The sequence below is a fragment of the Pseudomonas sp. MYb13 genome, assembly GCF_002980075.1.
Classification (GTDB): Bacteria; Pseudomonadota; Gammaproteobacteria; order Pseudomonadales; family Pseudomonadaceae; genus Aquipseudomonas; species Aquipseudomonas lurida.
In genome coordinates, this window is sequence record NZ_PCQI01000009.1 from 129,469 (window position 1) to 147,727 (window position 18,259).

The 18,259-nt window shown below is 58.4% G+C and carries 14 protein-coding genes; 1 reads left to right on the forward strand and 13 read right to left on the reverse strand.

Going from position 1 to position 18,259, the window contains the following annotated elements:
• Window positions 1-35 precede the first annotated feature (35 nt).
• The 10 genes from brnQ to sdhC all read right to left on the reverse strand — a co-directional run bounded on the left by brnQ (window position 36) and on the right by sdhC (window position 13,156).
• Window positions 36-1,349 (reverse strand): branched-chain amino acid transport system II carrier protein, encoded by a 1,314-nt coding sequence (gene brnQ / locus CQ002_RS17595; protein WP_034102940.1) that lies wholly within the window; start codon window positions 1,347-1,349, stop codon window positions 36-38.
• 415 nt (window positions 1,350-1,764) lie between these two features.
• The gene (gene sucD, locus CQ002_RS17600) at window positions 1,765-2,646 is read right to left on the reverse strand and encodes a succinate--CoA ligase subunit alpha (protein WP_003172813.1); all 882 of its coding nucleotides are present in this window, start codon (window positions 2,644-2,646) and stop codon (window positions 1,765-1,767) included.
• Complete coding sequence (gene sucC, locus CQ002_RS17605) at window positions 2,646-3,812, reverse strand: ADP-forming succinate--CoA ligase subunit beta (RefSeq protein WP_003190011.1); 1,167 nt, start codon at window positions 3,810-3,812, stop codon at window positions 2,646-2,648. The genes sucD and sucC overlap by 1 nt, the downstream gene beginning before the upstream one ends.
• 204 nt (window positions 3,813-4,016) lie before the next feature.
• A complete protein-coding gene (gene lpdA / locus CQ002_RS17610; RefSeq protein ID WP_034102937.1) occupies window positions 4,017-5,453 on the reverse strand; it encodes a dihydrolipoyl dehydrogenase in 1,437 nt (478 codons plus the stop codon).
• 109 nt (window positions 5,454-5,562) lie between these two features.
• Entirely contained in the window at window positions 5,563-6,789 is a 1,227-nt protein-coding gene (gene odhB, locus CQ002_RS17615) for a 2-oxoglutarate dehydrogenase complex dihydrolipoyllysine-residue succinyltransferase (RefSeq protein ID WP_105161892.1), read from the reverse strand.
• A 44-nt stretch (window positions 6,790-6,833) separates the two neighbouring features.
• Window positions 6,834-9,665: a 2-oxoglutarate dehydrogenase E1 component gene (locus CQ002_RS17620; protein WP_034102933.1), complete on the reverse strand. Its 2,832-nt coding sequence runs from the start codon at window positions 9,663-9,665 to the stop codon at window positions 6,834-6,836.
• Window positions 9,666-9,927: 262 nt separating this feature from the next.
• On the reverse strand, window positions 9,928-10,632 hold the full coding sequence (locus CQ002_RS17625) for a succinate dehydrogenase iron-sulfur subunit (RefSeq protein ID WP_034102931.1): 705 nt from the start codon (window positions 10,630-10,632) through the stop codon (window positions 9,928-9,930).
• 11 nt (window positions 10,633-10,643) lie between these two features.
• Entirely contained in the window at window positions 10,644-12,416 is a 1,773-nt protein-coding gene (gene sdhA / locus CQ002_RS17630; RefSeq protein ID WP_034102929.1) for a succinate dehydrogenase flavoprotein subunit, read from the reverse strand.
• 3 nt (window positions 12,417-12,419) lie between these two features.
• Window positions 12,420-12,788 (reverse strand): succinate dehydrogenase, hydrophobic membrane anchor protein, encoded by a 369-nt coding sequence (sdhD, locus tag CQ002_RS17635; protein WP_003172805.1) that lies wholly within the window; start codon window positions 12,786-12,788, stop codon window positions 12,420-12,422.
• Complete coding sequence (sdhC, locus tag CQ002_RS17640) at window positions 12,782-13,156, reverse strand: succinate dehydrogenase, cytochrome b556 subunit (RefSeq protein ID WP_003190005.1); 375 nt, start codon at window positions 13,154-13,156, stop codon at window positions 12,782-12,784. The genes sdhD and sdhC overlap by 7 nt, the downstream gene beginning before the upstream one ends.
• Window positions 13,157-13,520: 364 nt before the next feature.
• Between sdhC and gltA the strand changes: the two genes are divergently transcribed.
• Complete coding sequence (gene gltA, locus CQ002_RS17645; protein ID WP_012723087.1) at window positions 13,521-14,810, forward strand: citrate synthase; 1,290 nt, start codon at window positions 13,521-13,523, stop codon at window positions 14,808-14,810.
• A 298-nt stretch (window positions 14,811-15,108) separates the two neighbouring features.
• Here gltA and CQ002_RS17650 read toward each other — a convergent pair whose 3' ends face one another.
• The 3 genes from CQ002_RS17650 to CQ002_RS17660 form a co-directional block, all read right to left on the reverse strand.
• Complete coding sequence (locus tag CQ002_RS17650; protein ID WP_034102928.1) at window positions 15,109-16,767, reverse strand: cation acetate symporter; 1,659 nt, start codon at window positions 16,765-16,767, stop codon at window positions 15,109-15,111.
• Entirely contained in the window at window positions 16,764-17,075 is a 312-nt protein-coding gene (locus tag CQ002_RS17655) for a DUF485 domain-containing protein (protein WP_016972153.1), read from the reverse strand. Before CQ002_RS17655 ends, CQ002_RS17650 begins: the two co-directional genes overlap by 4 nt.
• A 283-nt stretch (window positions 17,076-17,358) precedes the next feature.
• Window positions 17,359-18,210 carry a glycine betaine ABC transporter substrate-binding protein gene (locus CQ002_RS17660; protein ID WP_069022581.1) on the reverse strand — a complete coding sequence of 284 codons (852 nt, stop codon included), beginning with the start codon at window positions 18,208-18,210 and terminating at the stop codon, window positions 17,359-17,361.
• Window positions 18,211-18,259 lie beyond the last annotated feature (49 nt).

The window sequence follows — 18,259 nt, forward strand, 5'->3', positions numbered from 1 at the left end:
TTGATACAGGGCATTTCGGTAGAGCCTTTAGCGGATCAAGCGATGGCTTCGCTGCGCTTACCGAGCATGCGATCAACCACCACCGCCACAGCCAGGGTCATCACCGATGGCACCAACCACGCCAGGCCCTGCTCGCTCAATGGCAGGTGCGCCAATTGCGACGGCAGCCAGTCGGCCAGGCCAGCGCCCTTGAGCGCGTCGATGCAACCAAAGATGAACGACACCAGCATTACCGGGCCAACAATGCGGCCTTGCTCCTGCCAGAAGTCTTTGCAGAAGCTCAGCGCCACCAGCACGATGCACGGCGGATAGATCGCGGTGAGCACCGGGATCGAAAAGGCTATCAGCTTGGTCAGGCCCAGGTTCGATACGAACAGCGAGAACAGCGCAAGGATCACCACCAGGGTCTTGTAGGACAGCGGCAGGATTTTGCTGAAGTACTCGGCGCAGGCACAGGTCAGGCCCACGGCAGTAACCAGGCACGCCAGGGAGATCAACACGGCCAGGAAACCGCTGCCCAGGGACCCGAAGGTATGTTGCACATAGGCGTGCAGCACCGCCGCGCCGTTACTGGCACCAGCGGCCACTGCATGGCTGCCCGAGCCCAGGCGGAACAGGCTGACATACACCAGCGCCAGGCCCACGCCGGCAATCAGGCCGGCAATGATGGCGTAGCGGGTGATCAACGTCGGCGACTCGACACCACGGGAACGAATGGCGTTGACGATCACGATGCCGAACACCAGGGCGCCCAGGGTATCCATGGTCAGGTAACCATTGATGAAGCCTTGGGAGAACGGTGCAGCCACGTATTCCGGGGTGGCAACGCCCACCTCACCGGCCGGCAAGGCAAACGCGGCGATACCGAGGATGGCCAGTGCGATGATCTTCAGCGGCGCGAGAAAACGACCCACTGTGTCCAACAGCCGACCTGGATACAGGGAGACAAAGAACACCACCAGGAAGTACACCGAGCTGTAGAGGAACAGCGCCAGCGGGCTCTCGCCGGTCAGCGGCGCCAGGCCCACTTCGAACGATACGGTCGCGGTACGCGGGGTGGCGAACAGCGGCCCTACCGCCAGGTACGCCGCCGCCGCCAGCAGGCCACCGGCGATCTTGCCGATCGGGCTGCTCAACGCGTCCATGCCGCCGCCAACCTTGGCCAGGGCGATCACGGTGACCACCGGCAGGCCGACCGCGGTGATCAGGAAGCCCAGCGCTGCCATCCAGACATGAGGCCCGGACTGCAAACCAACGATAGGCGGGAAAATGATGTTACCGGCGCCCACGAACAGGGCAAACGTCATGAAGCCCAACGCCAGGACATCCTGGCTTTTCAATACTTTCATTTGAGGAAATACCACACTACTGAATCGGAATTTAGAGGGGGATTCCCTATGGATGAGGGAAATACTGCCAGCCCTTATGGGAGCCGACCGGTCTAGCGCGCGGCTTCCTTTTGGGATGCGGACGCATAAAGAGGCGGCTAGAGTACAGAATTGGGCTGACAAACGCACTGTTGCGGGGCGCACTGTCCGATAAGCGACACTTTCATGTCGCGTTTTCATACCTAATCTGGCAGTAAAGCCAAAATGTGGGCGTGGGCTGGCCCCCGATGCGGTGGGCCAGTCGCTTCGTGCGTGACTGAAACGCCGCTATCGGAGGGCAAGCCCCCTCCCACATTAGATTTTCACCCACCGTCTAAACGCACAAAGGCCACCCGAAGGTGGCCTTTGCTGGTAGAGCGTCAGCTAAGCGCGAGGCTTACTTGACAGCCCAACCGGTCAGCTCGGCCAGGGCCTTGCCGATGTCTGCCAGCGAACGCACGGTTTTTACGCCTGCGTCTTGCAGCGCAGCGAATTTCTCGTCTGCAGTGCCTTTGCCGCCAGAGATGATTGCGCCAGCATGGCCCATGCGCTTGCCAGCAGGGGCAGTCACACCAGCGATGTAGGAAACAACCGGCTTGGTCACGTGTGCCTTGATGTAGGCAGCCGCTTCTTCTTCAGCCGAACCGCCGATCTCACCGATCATCACGATCGCTTCGGTCTTCGGGTCTTCCTGGAACAGCTTCAGGATGTCGATGAAGTTGGAGCCTGGGATCGGGTCACCGCCGATGCCGACGCAAGTCGACTGACCGAAACCGGCGTCAGTGGTTTGCTTGACAGCTTCGTAGGTCAGGGTGCCGGAACGGGAAACGATACCGACTTTACCTGGCAAGTGAATGTGACCTGGCATGATGCCGATCTTGCATTCGCCTGGAGTGATCACGCCTGGGCAGTTAGGGCCGATCAGGACTACGCCCAGCTCGTCGCACTTAACTTTAGCGTCCAGCATGTCCAGGGTAGGAATGCCTTCGGTGATGCAGACGATCAGCTTGATGCCGCCGAATGCTGCTTCCAGGATGGAGTCCTTGCAGAATGGCGCTGGAACGTAGATCACACTGGCAGTGGCGCCGGTGGCAGCTACAGCGTCTTTCACGGTGTTGAACACTGGCAGGCCCAGGTGCTCGGTGCCGCCTTTACCAGGAGTTACACCACCAACCATCTTGGTGCCGTATTCGATGGCTTGCTGGGTGTGGAAACTACCTTGCGAACCGGTAATACCCTGGCAGATAACTTTGGTGTCTTTATTGATCAGGACGCTCATTATTTGCCCTCCGCAGCTTTGACAACTTGTTGAGCAGCGTCGGTCAGGCTGGTAGCCGCGATGATGTTCAAACCGCTTTCTGCCAGTACTTTAGCGCCCAGTTCAGCGTTGTTGCCTTCAAGGCGAACAACAACCGGGATTTTAACGCCGACTTCTTTCACTGCACCGATGATGCCTTCGGCAATCATGTCGCAACGAACGATGCCGCCGAAGATGTTGACCAGTACTGCAGCGACGTTGGAGTCGGACAGGATGATCTTGAAGGCTTCGGTTACGCGTTCTTTGGTAGCACCACCGCCCACGTCGAGGAAGTTGGCTGGTTTGCCGCCATGCAGGTTGACGATGTCCATGGTACCCATGGCCAGGCCAGCACCGTTGACCATGCAACCGATGTTGCCTTCCAGCGCTACGTAGTTCAGTTCGAACTTGGCAGCGTGCGCTTCGCGCGGATCGTCTTGCGACGGATCGTGGAAAGTCTTCAGCTTAGGCTGACGGTACATGGCGTTGGCGTCGATGTTGATCTTGGCGTCCAGGCAGTGCAGATCGCCGTCAGCCTTGATCACCAGCGGGTTCACTTCCAGCAGAGCCAGATCGTGATCCTGGAACAGTTTGGCCAGACCGACGAAGATCTTGGCGAACTGGGCAACTTGCTTGCCTTCCAGGCCCAGCTGGAAAGCCAGCTCGCGACCCTGGAATGGCTGAGCGCCAACCAGTGGGTCGATAGTGGCTTTCAGAATCTTTTCTGGGGTTTCGTGAGCGATCTTCTCGATGTCCACGCCACCTTCGGTGGAAGCCATGAACACGATACGACGGCTCGAACGGTCAACGACAGCGCCCAGGTACAGCTCTTTAGCGATATCAGTGCACGATTCAACCAGGATCTTGGTGACTGGCTGGCCATTGGCATCAGTCTGGTAAGTCACCAGACGCTTGCCCAGCCACTGCTGTGCGAAGGCCTTGGCGTCTTCTTTGCTGCGAACCAGCTTAACGCCGCCCGCTTTACCGCGACCACCGGCGTGGACCTGGGCTTTGACAACCCACTCGCTGCCGCCGATTTTGTCGCAAGCTTCTGCTGCTGCTTCCGGGGTGTCTACTGCGTAACCCTTGGAAACTGGCAGGCCGTATTCAGCGAACAGCTGCTTACCCTGATACTCGTGAAGATTCATGCTTTTTACCGTCTTCGTTAGGTACTGCGCATTCGGCGCTGCGCTCATTATGAGTGCCGCGCCACCTGTGACTGCTGCTTGCGCAACTTGCGGGGCTCAAGGCCCGTAAAGCTGCGCAAGGCTGCGTCCAGCGGATATTCCGCGGTGAGTCTTGCGCGCAAGGCTCACGACGGGCAACTCCGCCGTGGTTTCTTATTATCTCGCTTAGCGCTTCTTCTTGTTGGCGATGTGGATGGCGCCGCCATTCACTGCCAACGCGGCTTCATGCAGCGCTTCGGACAAGGTCGGATGGGAGAAGACCATCATGCCCAGATCCTCGGCGCTGGTGCCGAATTCCATACCGATTGCGCCTTGCTGAACCAGTTCTGCAGCGCTTGGGCCAATCACATGGACGCCCAATACGCGGTCAGTCTTGGCATCAGCGATGACTTTGACAAAACCACCGGTGTCGTTGGCTGCCATGGCACGGCCAGAAGCGGCAAACGGGAAGGTGCCGACGTTAACTTCAACGCCTTCAGCTTTCAACTGCTGTTCGTTCTTGCCGACCCATGCAATTTCCGGGTGGGTGTAGATAACCGACGGGATCAGGTCGTAGTTCATCTGGGTTTTGTGGCCCTTGATGCGCTCGACAACCATGATGCCTTCTTCGGAAGCCTTGTGCGCGAGCATCATGCCGCGAACCACGTCGCCGATGGCGTAGACGCCAGGCACGGTGGTAGCGCAGTGATCGTCAACGTGGATGAAGCCACGCTCGTCGATGTTCACGCCGCTGTCGGAAGCCAGCAGGTCGGTGGTCACTGGACGGCGACCCACGGCGACGATCAGCTTGTCGAAAGTGATGGTCTGCTCGCCGTCTTTGTCGGTGTAGGTCACGACAACTTCTTCGCCGTTGACTTTAGAACCGGTGACACGGGCGCCCAGCTTGATATCCAGACCTTGCTTGGTCAGGGTTTTCAGCGCTTCCTTGGACACCGCGGTGTCGGCAGCCAGCAGGAACGTATCCAGGGCTTCCAGCACGGTGACTTCGGCACCCAGGCGGGACCATACCGAACCCAGTTCCAGGCCGATCACGCCAGCACCGATCACGCCAAGGCGCTTGGGCACTGCTTGGAATTCCAGGGCGCCGGTCGAATCGACGATCACGTTCTGGTCAACCGGAGCCGGTGGAATGTCGATTGGACGCGAGCCTGGCGCCAGGATCACGTTCTCGGCTTCGATGACTTCTACCGAACCGTCTGGCTTGGTGATTTCAACTTTCTTGCCGGCCAGCAGCTTGCCGTGGCCTTGCAGGGAAGTCACGCCGTTGGCCTTGAACAAGGTAGCAACGCCGGAAGTCAGGCCTTTAACGATGTTGGCTTTACGGCCGACCATTGCAGGGACGTCCATGGTCACGCCAGCATGGTTGATGCCGTGGATCGCGAAACCGTCTTGGGCCTCGTGGAATTTCCAGGAGCTGTCCAGCAGTGCCTTGGAAGGAATGCAGCCAACGTTCAGGCAAGTACCGCCCAGCGCCAGTTTGCCTTCCTTGTCGGTGTATTTTTCGATGCAAGCAGTCGAGAGGCCCAGTTGTGCGGCCTTGATGGCGGCAACGTAGCCGCCAGGACCTGCACCAATCACTACAACGTCAAATTTCTGTGTCATAAAAAGGTTCCCATTTTAGCTGCAAGCTACAAGCTGCAAGCCACACGTTGAAAGCACCGATCGCCCGCTTCGAGCTTGGAGCTTGCAGCTTGCAACTTGCAGCTGCTTTTTAGATATCCAGAAGGAGACGAGCCGGGTCTTCCAGCAGGTTCTTGATGGTCACCAGGAAAGTCACGGCTTCTTTACCATCGATCAGGCGGTGATCGTAAGACAGTGCCAGGTACATCATCGGGCGGATCACGACTTGGCCGTTGATGGCCATCGGACGCTGGATGATGTTGTGCATGCCCAGGATCGCAGCTTGTGGCGGGTTCACGATCGGGGTCGACATCATCGAACCGAAGGTACCACCGTTGGTGATGGTGAAGGTACCGCCGGTCATCTCGTCGATGGTCAGCTTACCGTCACGGGCTTTCTTGCCGAAGGTCGCGATGCCGCCTTCGATTTCAGCCAGGCTCATCAGCTCGGCGTTACGCAGTACCGGAACTACCAGGCCACGGTCGCTGGACACGGCAACGCCGATGTCTGCGTAGCCATGGTAAACGATGTCGTTGCCGTCGATGGAAGCGTTGACTGCCGGGAAGCGTTTCAGCGCTTCGGTGGCCGCTTTCACGAAGAACGACATGAAGCCCAAACGTACGCCGTTGTGGCTCTTCTCGAACAGGTCCTTGTACTTCGAACGCAGGGCCATGACTTCGGTCATGTCGACTTCGTTGAAAGTGGTCAGCATCGCCATGTTCGACTGTGCTTCAACCAGACGCTTGGCCACGGTGGCACGTACGCGAGTCATCGGTACACGCTTCTCGGTGCGGTCGCCAGCGGCGAACACAGGTGCAGCGGCAGCCGGGGCAGCAGCCTTGGCAGGCGCGGCAGCTGGAGCGTTTTTCTTGGCTTCAACCGCGGCAACCACGTCTTCCTTGGTCACACGGCCGTCTTTGCCGGTGCCTTTGATGGACGCAAGGTTGATGCCGTTCTCGTCAGCCAGCTGACGGGCAGCCGGTGCAGCGATTGGGTCTTCAGCGCCAGCAGCCGGAGCGGCTGCAGAGGCCGAAGCAGCAGCCGGTGCAGCGGCGGCAGCAGGAGCGGCGGCAGCAGCGCTGCCCTCTTCGATCGAGCCCAGCACCTGGTTCGACAGAACGGTAGCGCCTTCTTCGGCAACGATTGCGCCCAGCACGCCGTCAGCTTCGGCCAACACTTCCAGAACGACTTTGTCGGTCTCGATGTCGACGATCAGGTCATCACGCTTTACGGCGTCGCCTGGTTTCTTGTGCCAGGTGGCAACGGTGCCATCGGCAACCGATTCCGGGAATGACGGGGCTTTGATTTCGATAGCCATTATCTGTGGGTCCTTAAAATTCGGTTTCAGTCAGCGCGAAGGCGTTAAACAGTGAAAGCATCTTGCAGCAGTTTTTCCTGCTGCTCGGCGTGCATCGACGCATAACCACACGCAGGTGCAGCGGAAGCATCACGGCCGGCATATTCCAGGCCCAGGGCCTTGTTGTGGTTGCCGATGCTGCGACGCAGGTGATGCTGGCTGCTGTACCACGCGCCCTGGTTCATCGGTTCTTCCTGGCACCACACCACGTTCGTGAGGTTGGTGTAAGGCGCGATGGCCTCCATCAGGTCGTCTTCCGGGAACGGGTAAAGCTGCTCGATACGCACGATGGCGATGTCTTCGCGGCCTTCGGCACGGCGTTTTTCCAGCAGGTCGTAGTAGACCTTGCCACTGCACAGGACCAGGCGAGTCACCTTGGCGGCATCCAGCGCATCGATTTCTGGAATAACGGTCTGGAACGAACCATCAGCCAGATCTTCCAGGGTCGAGATGGCCAATTTATGACGCAGAAGCGACTTCGGCGTCAGCACTACCAGCGGCTTGCGCAGCGGGCGGATCACCTGGCGACGCAGCAAGTGGTAGATCTGGGCCGGGGTTGTCGGCACGCACACCTGGATGTTGTGCTCGGCGCACAGCTGCAGGTAACGCTCCAGACGGGCCGAGGAGTGCTCTGGCCCCTGACCTTCATAACCGTGTGGCAGCAGCATGGTCAGGCCGCACAGGCGACCCCACTTGTGCTCACCGCTGGTGATGAACTGGTCGATAACCACCTGGGCACCGTTGGCAAAGTCGCCGAACTGGGCTTCCCAGATCACCAGCGCGTTTGGCGTGGTGGTCGAGTAACCGTATTCGAACGCCAGTACGGCTTCTTCGGACAGGAACGAATCGTATAGGTCGAAACGTGGCTGGCCTTCGTACAGGTTCTGCAACGGGATGTAGGTGCCCGCGTCTTTCTGGTTGTGCAGAACCGCGTGACGGTGCGAGAACGTACCACGGCCGATGTCCTGGCCGGTCATGCGGATCGGGTGACCTTCGAACGCCAGGGTCGCGTACGCCATGGTTTCGGCGTAACCCCAGTTGATCGGCAGGCCGCCGGCTTGCATCTTCTGACGGTCTTCGTAGATCTTCGCGACCTGGCGCTGAACCACGAAGCCTTCTGGAATTTCCAGCAGCTTGGCGGACAGTTCCTGCAAGGTCTTCAGGTCGAACGACGTATCGTGACGTGCAGTCCAGGCGTGGCCCAGGTACGGACGCCAGTCAACGAACAACTCTTTGTTCGGCTCCTTGACCAGGCTTTTTACTACATGCAAGCCATTGTCCAGGGCGTTGCGGTATTCATCGACTTTCGCCTGAACGCGCGCGTCGTCAACCACACCGGCCTTGGTCAGGCTTTCGGCATACAGCTCACGGGTGGTGCGCTGCTTGGTGATCTGCTGGTACATCAACGGCTGGGTGCCGCTTGGTTCGTCGGCTTCGTTGTGACCGCGACGGCGGTAGCAAACCAGGTCGATGACCACGTCACGCTTGAACTGCATGCGGTAATCGATGGCAAGCTGTGTCACGAACAGCACGGCTTCCGGATCATCACCATTCACATGGAGGATCGGCGCCTGGATCATCTTGGCAACGTCGGTGGCGTACTCGGTAGAACGCGCGTCCAGCGGGTTGCTGATGGTGAAGCCAACCTGGTTGTTGATGACGATGTGAACGGTACCGCCCGTCTTGAAGCCGCGAGTCTGCGACATCTGGAACGTTTCCAGGACCACGCCTTGACCGGCGAATGCCGCGTCACCGTGGATGGAAATCGGCAGGACTTTTTCACCGGTGGTGTCGTTGCGACGATCCTGGCGAGCACGCACCGAACCCTCGACCACTGGAGAAACGATTTCCAGGTGGGATGGGTTAAAGGCCATGGCCAGGTGCACTTCACCGCCGGTGGTCATCACGTTGGACGAGAAGCCCTGGTGGTATTTAACGTCACCGGAACCCAGCTCGACCTTCTTCTTGCCTTCGAACTCGTCGAACAGCTCACGCGGGTTCTTGCCGAAGGTGTTGACCAACACGTTCAGGCGACCACGGTGGGCCATGCCGATCACGATTTCCTTGGTGCCATAGGAACCGGAACGCTGGATCAGCTCGTCGAGCATCGGGATCAGGCTTTCGCCGCCTTCGAGACCGAAACGCTTGGTGCCTGGGTATTTGGTGCCCAGGTATTTTTCCAGGCCCTCGGCAGCGGTTACGCGCTCAAGCAGGTGGCTGCGCACGTCGGCGGAAAGCACCGGACGACCACGCACACCTTCCAGGCGATGCTGGAACCAGTGGCGTTGCTCGGAATCGGTGATGTGCGTGAACTCAGCGCCAATGGTGCGGCAATATGTCTGCTGCAACGCTTCGTGAATTTCGCGTAGGCTCGCTTCCTCTTTGCCGATGAACAGGTCGCCGGCACGGAAGGTCGTATCAAGATCGGCATTGGTCAAGCCGTAATGATTGATCGACAGGTCAGCAGGTGCAGGACGCTTCCAGAGCCCCAGCGGGTCAAGCTGGGCCGCCTGGTGGCCACGCATCCGGTACGCCTGGATCAGTCGCAATACTTCAACTTGCTTCTTCTCGTGCTCACTGCTCACGCTTGCGGCAGAAACCGGCTGGGCGCGGCGCTGGTTCTTTGCCAGCAGCACAAACTGATCGCGAATTGTTGCGTGCGATACATCGGTGGCAGCGTTGCCGTCTGAAGACAACGTCTGAAATTTGGTGCGCCATTCTTCTGGCACAGCGTTAGGGTCGTGCAGGTAGAGCTCATAAAGCTCTTCCACATAGGCAGCGTTACCACCTGAAAGATAGCCGCTGTTCCACATGCGCTGCATCACGCTTTCTTGCATGCTTGGTCACCCTCGATTTGGGGACACCACCGGCGGAAACACCGAGTTTGCTTGCAAAAGGCCAAGTGCAGCGACCAAAACAAGCCACTTAGGATCACGCTGATAGTTCGGGTACCAACCCGAATGCCCCTGCTTGTCTCATTTCTTCAAAATAAGAGCCGCGGCTTTGTAAGTCGCTGCTCAAGTTAAAACTACGGCGCCGGTTGAAGCCTGCGCCGTAGCATTTACGGGCACAACGGTCCTGCTTTTACTACAACGTCAGTTACACGCCGTTTTGCAGCAGCATGTTACGGATGTGACCAATGGCCTTAGTCGGGTTCAGGCCTTTGGGACATACGTTGACGCAGTTCATGATCCCGCGGCAGCGGAATACGCTGAACGGATCATCCAGCGAAGCCAGACGCTCGGAGGTCTTGGTATCACGGCTGTCTGCCAGGAAGCGGTACGCTTGCAGCAGGGCAGCTGGACCCAGGAACTTGTCCGGGTTCCACCAGAAGGACGGGCACGAAGTCGAGCAGCAAGCGCACAGGATGCACTCGTACAGACCGTCGAGCTTCTCGCGCTCTTCCGGGGACTGCAGACGCTCGATGGCCGGAGCCGGCGTGTCGTTCTGCAGGAACGGCTTAACTTTCTCGTATTGCTTGTAGAAGATGCTCATATCGACGACCAGGTCACGGATAACCGGCAAACCTGGCAGAGGACGAACGATCAGCTTGTTGCCTTTGACGACGGCGGACAGCGGCGTGATGCACGCCAGGCCGTTTTTGCCGTTGATGTTCATGCCGTCGGAACCGCACACACCTTCACGGCAAGAGCGACGATAGGAGAAACCTTCGTCCTGCTCTTTGATCAGTGCCAATACATCCAGCACCATGAGGTCTTTACCACCGGTATCGACCTGGAATTCCTGCATGAACGGCGCAGCGTCCTGATCAGGGTTGTAGCGATAAACACTGACTTTCAACATGGCAGCCACCCTTAGTAAGTCCGAATCTTCGGTTCAAAGGTCGGAACTGTCTTCGGCGAGAAGTTCACGGCACGCTTGGTTACACGCTTGTCACCCGGGAAGTATAGGGTGTGGCACAACCAGTTTTCGTCGTCGCGGTCTTCATAGTCTTCACGAGCGTGAGCACCACGGGATTCTTTACGAACCTCGGCGGCGATCGCAGTCGCTTCAGCCACTTCCAACAGGTTTTGCAGCTCAAGGGCTTCGATACGAGCGGTGTTGAACGCTTGGCTCTTATCGTTGATCTTGACGTTGGCAATACGCTTGCGCAGGTCAGCCAGCTGGGCGATACCCTTCTGCATGTATTCGCCAGTACGGAATACACCGAAGTAGTTCTGCATGCAGCTTTGCAGCTCGCGACGCAGGGTCGCTACGTCTTCGCCATCAGTGCGCTCGTTCAGCGCGTTCAGGCGCGCCAGGGCGGCCTCGATGTTGGCGTCGGTAGCGTCGTCGTACTCGATACCGTCGGTCAGCGCCTTCTCCAGGTGCAGGCCAGCAGCACGGCCGAAGACCACCAGGTCGAGCAGCGAGTTGCCGCCCAAACGGTTGGCACCGTGAACCGATACGCAAGCCACTTCGCCTACCGCGAACAGGCCGTGGATGATTTCATCCTCGCCTTCGGCGTTCTGGGTGATCGCCTGACCATGAATGTTGGTCGGCACGCCGCCCATCATATAGTGGCAAGTCGGAACAACCGGAACCGGAGCAACCACCGGGTCAACGTGTGCGAAGGTCTTGGACAGCTCGCAGATACCAGGCAGGCGGCTGTGCAGTACTTCTTCGCCCAGGTGATCGAGCTTCAGCAATACGTGGTCGCCGTTCGGGCCACAGCCGTTACCGGCGATGATCTCTTTAACCATCGAACGGGCAACCACGTCACGACCAGCAAGGTCCTTCGCGTTCGGAGCATAACGCTCCATGAAACGCTCGCCGTGCTTGTTGATCAGGTAACCACCTTCACCACGGCAACCTTCTGTAACCAGTACACCAGCGCCGGCGATACCGGTCGGGTGGAACTGCCACATTTCGATGTCTTGCACCGGCACGCCGGCACGCAGCGCCATGCCAACGCCGTCGCCGGTGTTGATCAGGGCGTTGGTGGTGGAGGCGTAGATACGGCCTGCACCGCCCGTCGCCAGCACGGTAGCCTTGGCGCGGATGTAGGTGGTTTCACCGGTTTCGATGCAGATGGCGATCACACCGACGAACTCGCCTTGCGCGTTCTTCACCAGATCCACCGCGTAGTACTCGTTCAGGAACGTGGTACCGGCTTTCAGGTTGCCTTGGTAAAGGGTGTGCAGCAGCGCGTGACCGGTACGGTCGGAAGCCGCGCAGGTACGGGCAGCCTGCCCGCCTTTACCGTAATCCTTCGACTGACCGCCGAAAGGACGCTGGTAGATACGGCCTTGCTCGGTACGGGAGAACGGCAGACCCATGTGGTCCAGCTCGAACACCGCGGCCGGGCCTTCCTGACACATGTATTCGATAGCGTCCTGGTCACCGATGTAGTCGGAACCCTTGACGGTATCGTACATGTGCCAGCGCCAGTCATCGTTCGGGTCGGCAGACGCGATGGCGCAGGTGATGCCACCCTGGGCCGATACGGTGTGGGAACGGGTCGGGAACACCTTGGTGATCACGGCAGTCTTGTGACCGCCCTGGGCCAGCTGCAGTGCAGCGCGCATGCCAGCACCGCCGCCACCAATAATGATGGCGTCGAATGAAATAGTTGGAATGTTAGCCATGGATCAGATACCCCAAAGAATCTGCACACCCCAGACGAAGTAAGCGAACATCGCGACGCCGCATACTGCCTGGAAGAGGAAACGTACTGCAGTCGCGGACTTGCCCAGCGCCATCGGCGTCAGGTAGTCGGTCGCGATGGTCCACATGCCAACCCAGGCGTGTGCGCCCAGGGCAACAAGGGCCAGCAGACTGAAGATTCGCATCGCATTGTGGGAAAACAGGCCGTGCCATTGCTCATAGCCGATGCCCGGGTTTGCGACGAGGTATCCGATCAGGAAAATGAAATAAGCCGCGAGAACGACCGCAGACACACGCTGTGCCATCCAGTCATAGAGGCCCGAACGCGACAGATTCGTAACGCTGGTTACCATATCCAAACTCCTGCGAGAACGATCAGCACCACGGAAATGGCGATGATGATTTTCGAGCCAAGGCGGCCGCCTTCCAGCGTCTCACCGATGCCCATGTCCATGATCAAGTGGCGCACACCGGCTACCAGGTGATACAGAAGAGAGGACAGGAGGCCCCATGCTACGAACTTGGCCAGCGGGCTGGTCAAGCATGCCTTCACCTCGGCGTATCCTTCCTCGGAACCCAGGGATTTGCTCAATGCATAAAGCATGATGCCCAAGCCCAGGAACAGGATGATGCCGGAAACACGGTGCAGGAACGACGTAACGCCGGTGATGGGGAGTTTGATGGTCCTTAGGTCTAGGTTTACAGGTCGTTGGCTATTCACGGCTTTTTTTCACACTGAAGAGCCCCTAACAATCAGGGCAAAGTTGTTGGGGAGTGCACTGGTCAGGTAAGCACCACCCAGGGAGTGCGACCCCCAATGAAAGCAAGCCCAAAAGCCCTTGGCGGTCGGTGGCCGAGTATAGACAGTTAGGTTACTAATGACAACGCGCACTCCTCACCCTAATAGCGGATTGCGCTGGGGGAATAAAAGGCGTAAATGGCAGTCAATTTCGAGGAAAAAGTACGGTTAAAGCCTTCTGGCGCAAGACTTTAGGCAAATTGACATCTGGATTTATATCAATATAGTGGTGCGGGCCCTGCGTGGGGGGTCTGTCTGATGATTTGAAGCATAAATAGGAGGCCACATGGCTGACAAAAAAGCGCAGTTGATCATCGAGGGCGCAGCCCCCGTCGAGCTGCCCATTTTAACCGGCACCGTTGGTCCCGATGTTATCGACGTACGGGGCCTGACGGCCACGGGCCGTTTCACATTCGACCCAGGCTTCATGTCGACCGCCTCTTGCGAGTCGAAGATCACCTATATCGATGGCGATAATGGCATTCTGCTTCACCGCGGCTACCCGATCGAGCAACTCGCCGAACAGTCGGACTACCTGGAAACCTGCTACCTGCTGCTAAATGGCGAATTGCCAACAGCCGAGCAAAAAGCCCAGTTCGTCAGCACCGTGAAGAACCACACCATGGTTCACGAGCAGTTGAAGACCTTCTTCAACGGCTTCCGTCGCGACGCCCACCCAATGGCCGTCATGTGCGGCGTGGTCGGCGCCCTGTCGGCCTTCTATCACGACTCCCTCGACATCAATAACCCGCAGCATCGCGAAATTTCCGCGATCCGCCTGGTTGCCAAGATGCCGACCCTGGCCGCAATGGTTTACAAGTACTCCATGGGCCAACCCATGATGTACCCGCGCAACGACCTGACGTACGCGGAAAACTTCCTGCACATGATGTTCAACACGCCGTGCGAGATCAAACCGATCAGCCCTGTGCTTGCCAAGGCAATGGACCGGATCTTCATTCTCCACGCCGACCACGAGCAGAACGCCTCCACCTCTACCGTGCGCCTGGCAGGTTCTTCGGGTGCCAACCCGTTCGCCTGTATCGCCGCCGGTATCGCCGCACTGTGGGGCCCTGCCCACGGCGGTGCGAACGAAGCCGTGCTGACCATGCTCGATGAAATCGGCGATGTCTCGAACATCGACAAGTTCATCGCCAAGGCCAAGGACAAGAACGACCCGTTCAAGTTGATGGGCTTCGGTCACCGCGTCTACAAGAACCGTGACCCGCGCGCCACTGTCATGAAGCAGACCTGCGACGAAGTGTTGAAGGAACTGGGCATCAAGAACGATCCGCAACTCGAACTGGCCATGCGCCTGGAAGAGATCGCCCTGACCGACCCGTACTTCATCGAACGTTCGCTGTACCCGAACGTCGACTTCTACTCGGGGATCATCCTCAAGGCGATCGGCATTCCAACCAGCATGTTCACCGTGATCTTCGCCCTGGCGCGGACCGTGGGCTGGATCTCCCATTGGAAAGAAATGCTTTCGAGCCCGTACAAGATTGGCCGCCCACGCCAGCTGTACACCGGCTACGAGTCGCGTGACATCACCAAGCTGGAAGATCGCAAGTAAGCAGTAGACCGCTTCCTTGCACTGAATAAGGCCTCCTCTGGAGGCCTTATTTGTTTCTGCCCCCGCCCCTCCCTGCAGGCGCTGGCTTGACGGCGCTAAGGCACTCAGGGACAGCTCCAGGTTCAAGTGTGTCATCGCCGGCAAGCCGGCTCCTAGAGTGGGTGGCGCATCGGGCACCGATGATGAGCAATTTATTGCTGCAGGATTTGAGAAACAGTTTTGTCGTATCCGTTACCAATAAAAGCAAAAAAATGCCCCGGTCTCTCGACCGGGGCATTTTTTTTGTAGCCGTTAGTCCTTAATGGTTAACCGCCCCACTCGCCCCCAGGCCAGTCTGCGAACGCACAAACTGCGGGAAGTACAGCGCACGCTCTTTCTCTGCCGCCGCCGACTTGTCGGTGATGGAGAAGAACCAGATACCGACGAACGCAATGATCATCGAGAACAGCGCTGGGTATTCGTACGGGAAGATGGCTTTTTCGTGGTGCAGGATCGAGACCCAGATGGTCGGGCCCAGGATCATCAGGCCAACCGCACTGACCAGGCCCAGCCAGCCGCCAATCATCGCGCCGCGGGTGGTGAGGTTTTTCCAGTACATGGAAAGCAGCAGCACCGGGAAGTTACAGCTGGCGGCAATGGAGAACGCCAGGCCGACCATGAACGCGATGTTCTGGCTTTCGAACAGGATACCGAGGCCGATGGCCAGCACCGCTAGCGCGATGGTGGTGATCTTCGACACACGAATCTCATCCTTTTCGTTGGCCTTGCCTTTCTTGATCACGCTGGCGTACAGGTCGTGAGACACCGCCGAAGCACCCGCGAGGGTCAAGCCGGCAACCACTGCCAGGATGGTGGCAAAGGCCACGGCCGAGATGAAGCCCAGGAAAATACTGCCACCCACCGCATTGGCCAGGTGCACCGCCGCCATGTTATTGCCGCCCAGCAAGGCGCCTGCTGCATCCTTGAACGCCGGGTTGGTGCTGACCAGCAGGATCGCGCCAAAGCCGATGATAAAGGTCAGGATATAGAAGTAGCCGATGAAGCCAGTGGCATACAGCACGCTCTTACGGGCTTCCTTGGCATCGCTTACGGTGAAGAAGCGCATCAGGATGTGCGGCAGGCCAGCAGTACCGAACATCAGTGCCAGGCCCAGGGAGAATGCCGAGATCGGGTCTTTCACCAGGCCGCCAGGGCTCATGATCGCTTCACCTTTGGGGTGAACCTTGATCGCCTCGGAGAACAGCGTGTTGAAGTCGAAGTTGACGTGCTTCATCACCATCAGCGCCATGAACGAGGCACCGGACAGCAACAGCACTGCCTTGATGATCTGCACCCAGGTAGTCGCCAGCATGCCGCCGAACAGCACGTACATGCACATCAGGATACCCACCAGGATCACCGCTACGTGGTAATCCAGGCCGAACAACAGTTGAATCAACTTGCCCGCGCCCACCATCTGCGCGATCAGGTAGAACGCCACCACCACCAGCGAGCCACAGGCCGACAGGCTGCGGATCTGGGTTTGCCCGAGGCGGTAGGACGCCACGTCGGCAAAGGTGTACTTGCCCAGGTTACGCAGGCGTTCGGCGATCAGGAACAGAATGATCGGCCAGCCCACCAGGAAGCCGATCGAGTAGATCAGGCCGTCATAACCGGAGGTGAATACCAGCGCGGAAATCCCCAGGAAGGACGCCGCCGACATGTAGTCACCGGCAATCGCCAGGCCGTTCTGGAAACCGGTGATCTTGCCGCCGGCCGCGTAGTAGTCGGCCGCCGACTTGTTGCGCTTGGAGGCCCAGTAGGTGATGCACAGCGTGGCGCCGACGAACGCGACAAACATTACGATCGCTGAGATGTTCAGCGGTTGCTTGTGCACTTCACCGGTCAATGCATCCGCCGCCCAGACGGCGGGTGCAAAGAGCGAAGCGCCGAATACTGCCAGTAGACGCCGGATCATTGCGCAGCCTCCTTGAGAATCGCATTGTTCAGGTCGTCAAACTCGCCATTGGCCCGGCGCACATAGATGCCGGTCAGGATGAAGGCGGACACAATCAGCCCGACGCCCAGGGGAATGCCCCAGGTAATCGACGAACCGGGGCTGAGCTTGGCCCCCAGCACTTGTGGCCCATAAGCGATCAACAGGATGAAAGCGGAGTAAAGCCCTAGCATGATCGCCGAGAGAATCCAGGCGAACCTTTCCCTTTTTCTCACCAGCTCCTTGAAACGCGGGCTGTTTTGAATCGAGAGGTAAATGCTGTCGTTCATTGTTTTTATCCTCGCAGCACAGCTTTTTTATTATTGGAACGTATCCACTGTATGCGGCTGCGGAACAGGTTCCAGACGACCTTAGTAGTAGAACGACATCGCGACTTCGCAAGTTTTTCAATCAACAAATAAACAATCGCCTGAATGCAGCCAAAAAAAAGGGGAGCGAGCATGCTCGCGAATGCGGTGTATCAGCCAATACACAGGCCGACTGACACATTGCATTCGCGAGCAAGCCCGCTCCCACGTTAGGGCTGCGGTGTAACTTCTAGAGGGTCAACGGTTATTTACCGACCCACTCGGCCACACGCTCGGGGTGCTTGGCAACCCAGTCCTTGGCCGCCGCGTCAGGCTTGGCGCCCTCTTGAATGGCGAGCATGACTTCGCCGATTTCATCCTTGGAGGCCCACTGGAATTTCTTCAGGAAGGCCGCAACTTCCGGCGCTTTCTTCTCCAGGCCCTTGCTGCCGATGCTGTTGACGGTTTCAGCAGCACCATAAATCCCTTTTGGATCGTCCAGGAAACGCAGTTTCCACTTGGCGAACATCCAGTGTGGCACCCAACCGGTGACCGCAATGGATTCCTGCTTGTCTTCGGCACGGGTCAACTCGGCGATCATCGCCGCACCCGAGCTGGCTTGCAGCTTGTAATCCAGGCCATAGGCCTTGATGGCTTCGTCGGTCTTGAGCATCACGCCTGAACCGGCGTCGATGCCGACGATCTTGTTCTTGAAGGTGGTGTCGGTCTTGAGGTCTTCGATGGACTTGGCCTTGACGTACTCCGGCACGATCAGGCCGATCTTCGCATCCTTGAAGTTGGGGCCGTAGTCGACCACCTTGTCCTTGTTCTTGGCCCAGTACTCACCGTGGGTAACCGGCAGCCACGCAGAGAGCATGGCATCGAGCTTGCCGGTGGCTACGCCCTGCCACATGATCCCGGTGGCGACCGCTTGCAGTTTGACGTCATAACCGAGCTTGGCCTTGATCACCTCTGCCGCCACGTGGGTGGTGGCAACGCTGTCGGACCAGCCATCCACGTAGCCGATGCTCAGGGTTTTGCTGTCGGCGCTGGCCAGTGTGGAGCTCATCGCAACTACCAGAGTGGCAGCTGCGCCCAAGAGTCGTCGCATCTTCATAGTACTTCCCCGAAAGTGCTGCGCCCGACGGATGCCGAGCGACGTCAAC

Bases quoted from the DNA above. Each gene is read 5' to 3' on its own strand.
- brnQ (WP_034102940.1), bottom strand. From the start codon at position 1,349: ATGAAAGTATTGAAAAGCCAGGATGTCCTGGCGTTGGGCTTCATGACG.
- sucD (WP_003172813.1), bottom strand. From the start codon at position 2,646: ATGAGCGTCCTGATCAATAAAGACACCAAAGTTATCTGCCAGGGTATT.
- sucC (WP_003190011.1), bottom strand. From the start codon at position 3,812: ATGAATCTTCACGAGTATCAGGGTAAGCAGCTGTTCGCTGAATACGGC.
- lpdA (WP_034102937.1), bottom strand. From the start codon at position 5,453: ATGACACAGAAATTTGACGTTGTAGTGATTGGTGCAGGTCCTGGCGGC.
- odhB (WP_105161892.1), bottom strand. From the start codon at position 6,789: ATGGCTATCGAAATCAAAGCCCCGTCATTCCCGGAATCGGTTGCCGAT.
- CQ002_RS17620 (WP_034102933.1), bottom strand. From the start codon at position 9,665: ATGCAAGAAAGCGTGATGCAGCGCATGTGGAACAGCGGCTATCTTTCA.
- CQ002_RS17625 (WP_034102931.1), bottom strand. From the start codon at position 10,632: ATGTTGAAAGTCAGTGTTTATCGCTACAACCCTGATCAGGACGCTGCG.
- sdhA (WP_034102929.1), bottom strand. From the start codon at position 12,416: ATGGCTAACATTCCAACTATTTCATTCGACGCCATCATTATTGGTGGC.
- sdhD (WP_003172805.1), bottom strand. From the start codon at position 12,788: ATGGTAACCAGCGTTACGAATCTGTCGCGTTCGGGCCTCTATGACTGG.
- gltA (WP_012723087.1), top strand. From the start codon at position 13,521: ATGGCTGACAAAAAAGCGCAGTTGATCATCGAGGGCGCAGCCCCCGTC.
- CQ002_RS17650 (WP_034102928.1), bottom strand. From the start codon at position 16,767: ATGATCCGGCGTCTACTGGCAGTATTCGGCGCTTCGCTCTTTGCACCC.
- CQ002_RS17655 (WP_016972153.1), bottom strand. From the start codon at position 17,075: ATGAACGACAGCATTTACCTCTCGATTCAAAACAGCCCGCGTTTCAAG.
- CQ002_RS17660 (WP_069022581.1), bottom strand. From the start codon at position 18,210: ATGAAGATGCGACGACTCTTGGGCGCAGCTGCCACTCTGGTAGTTGCG.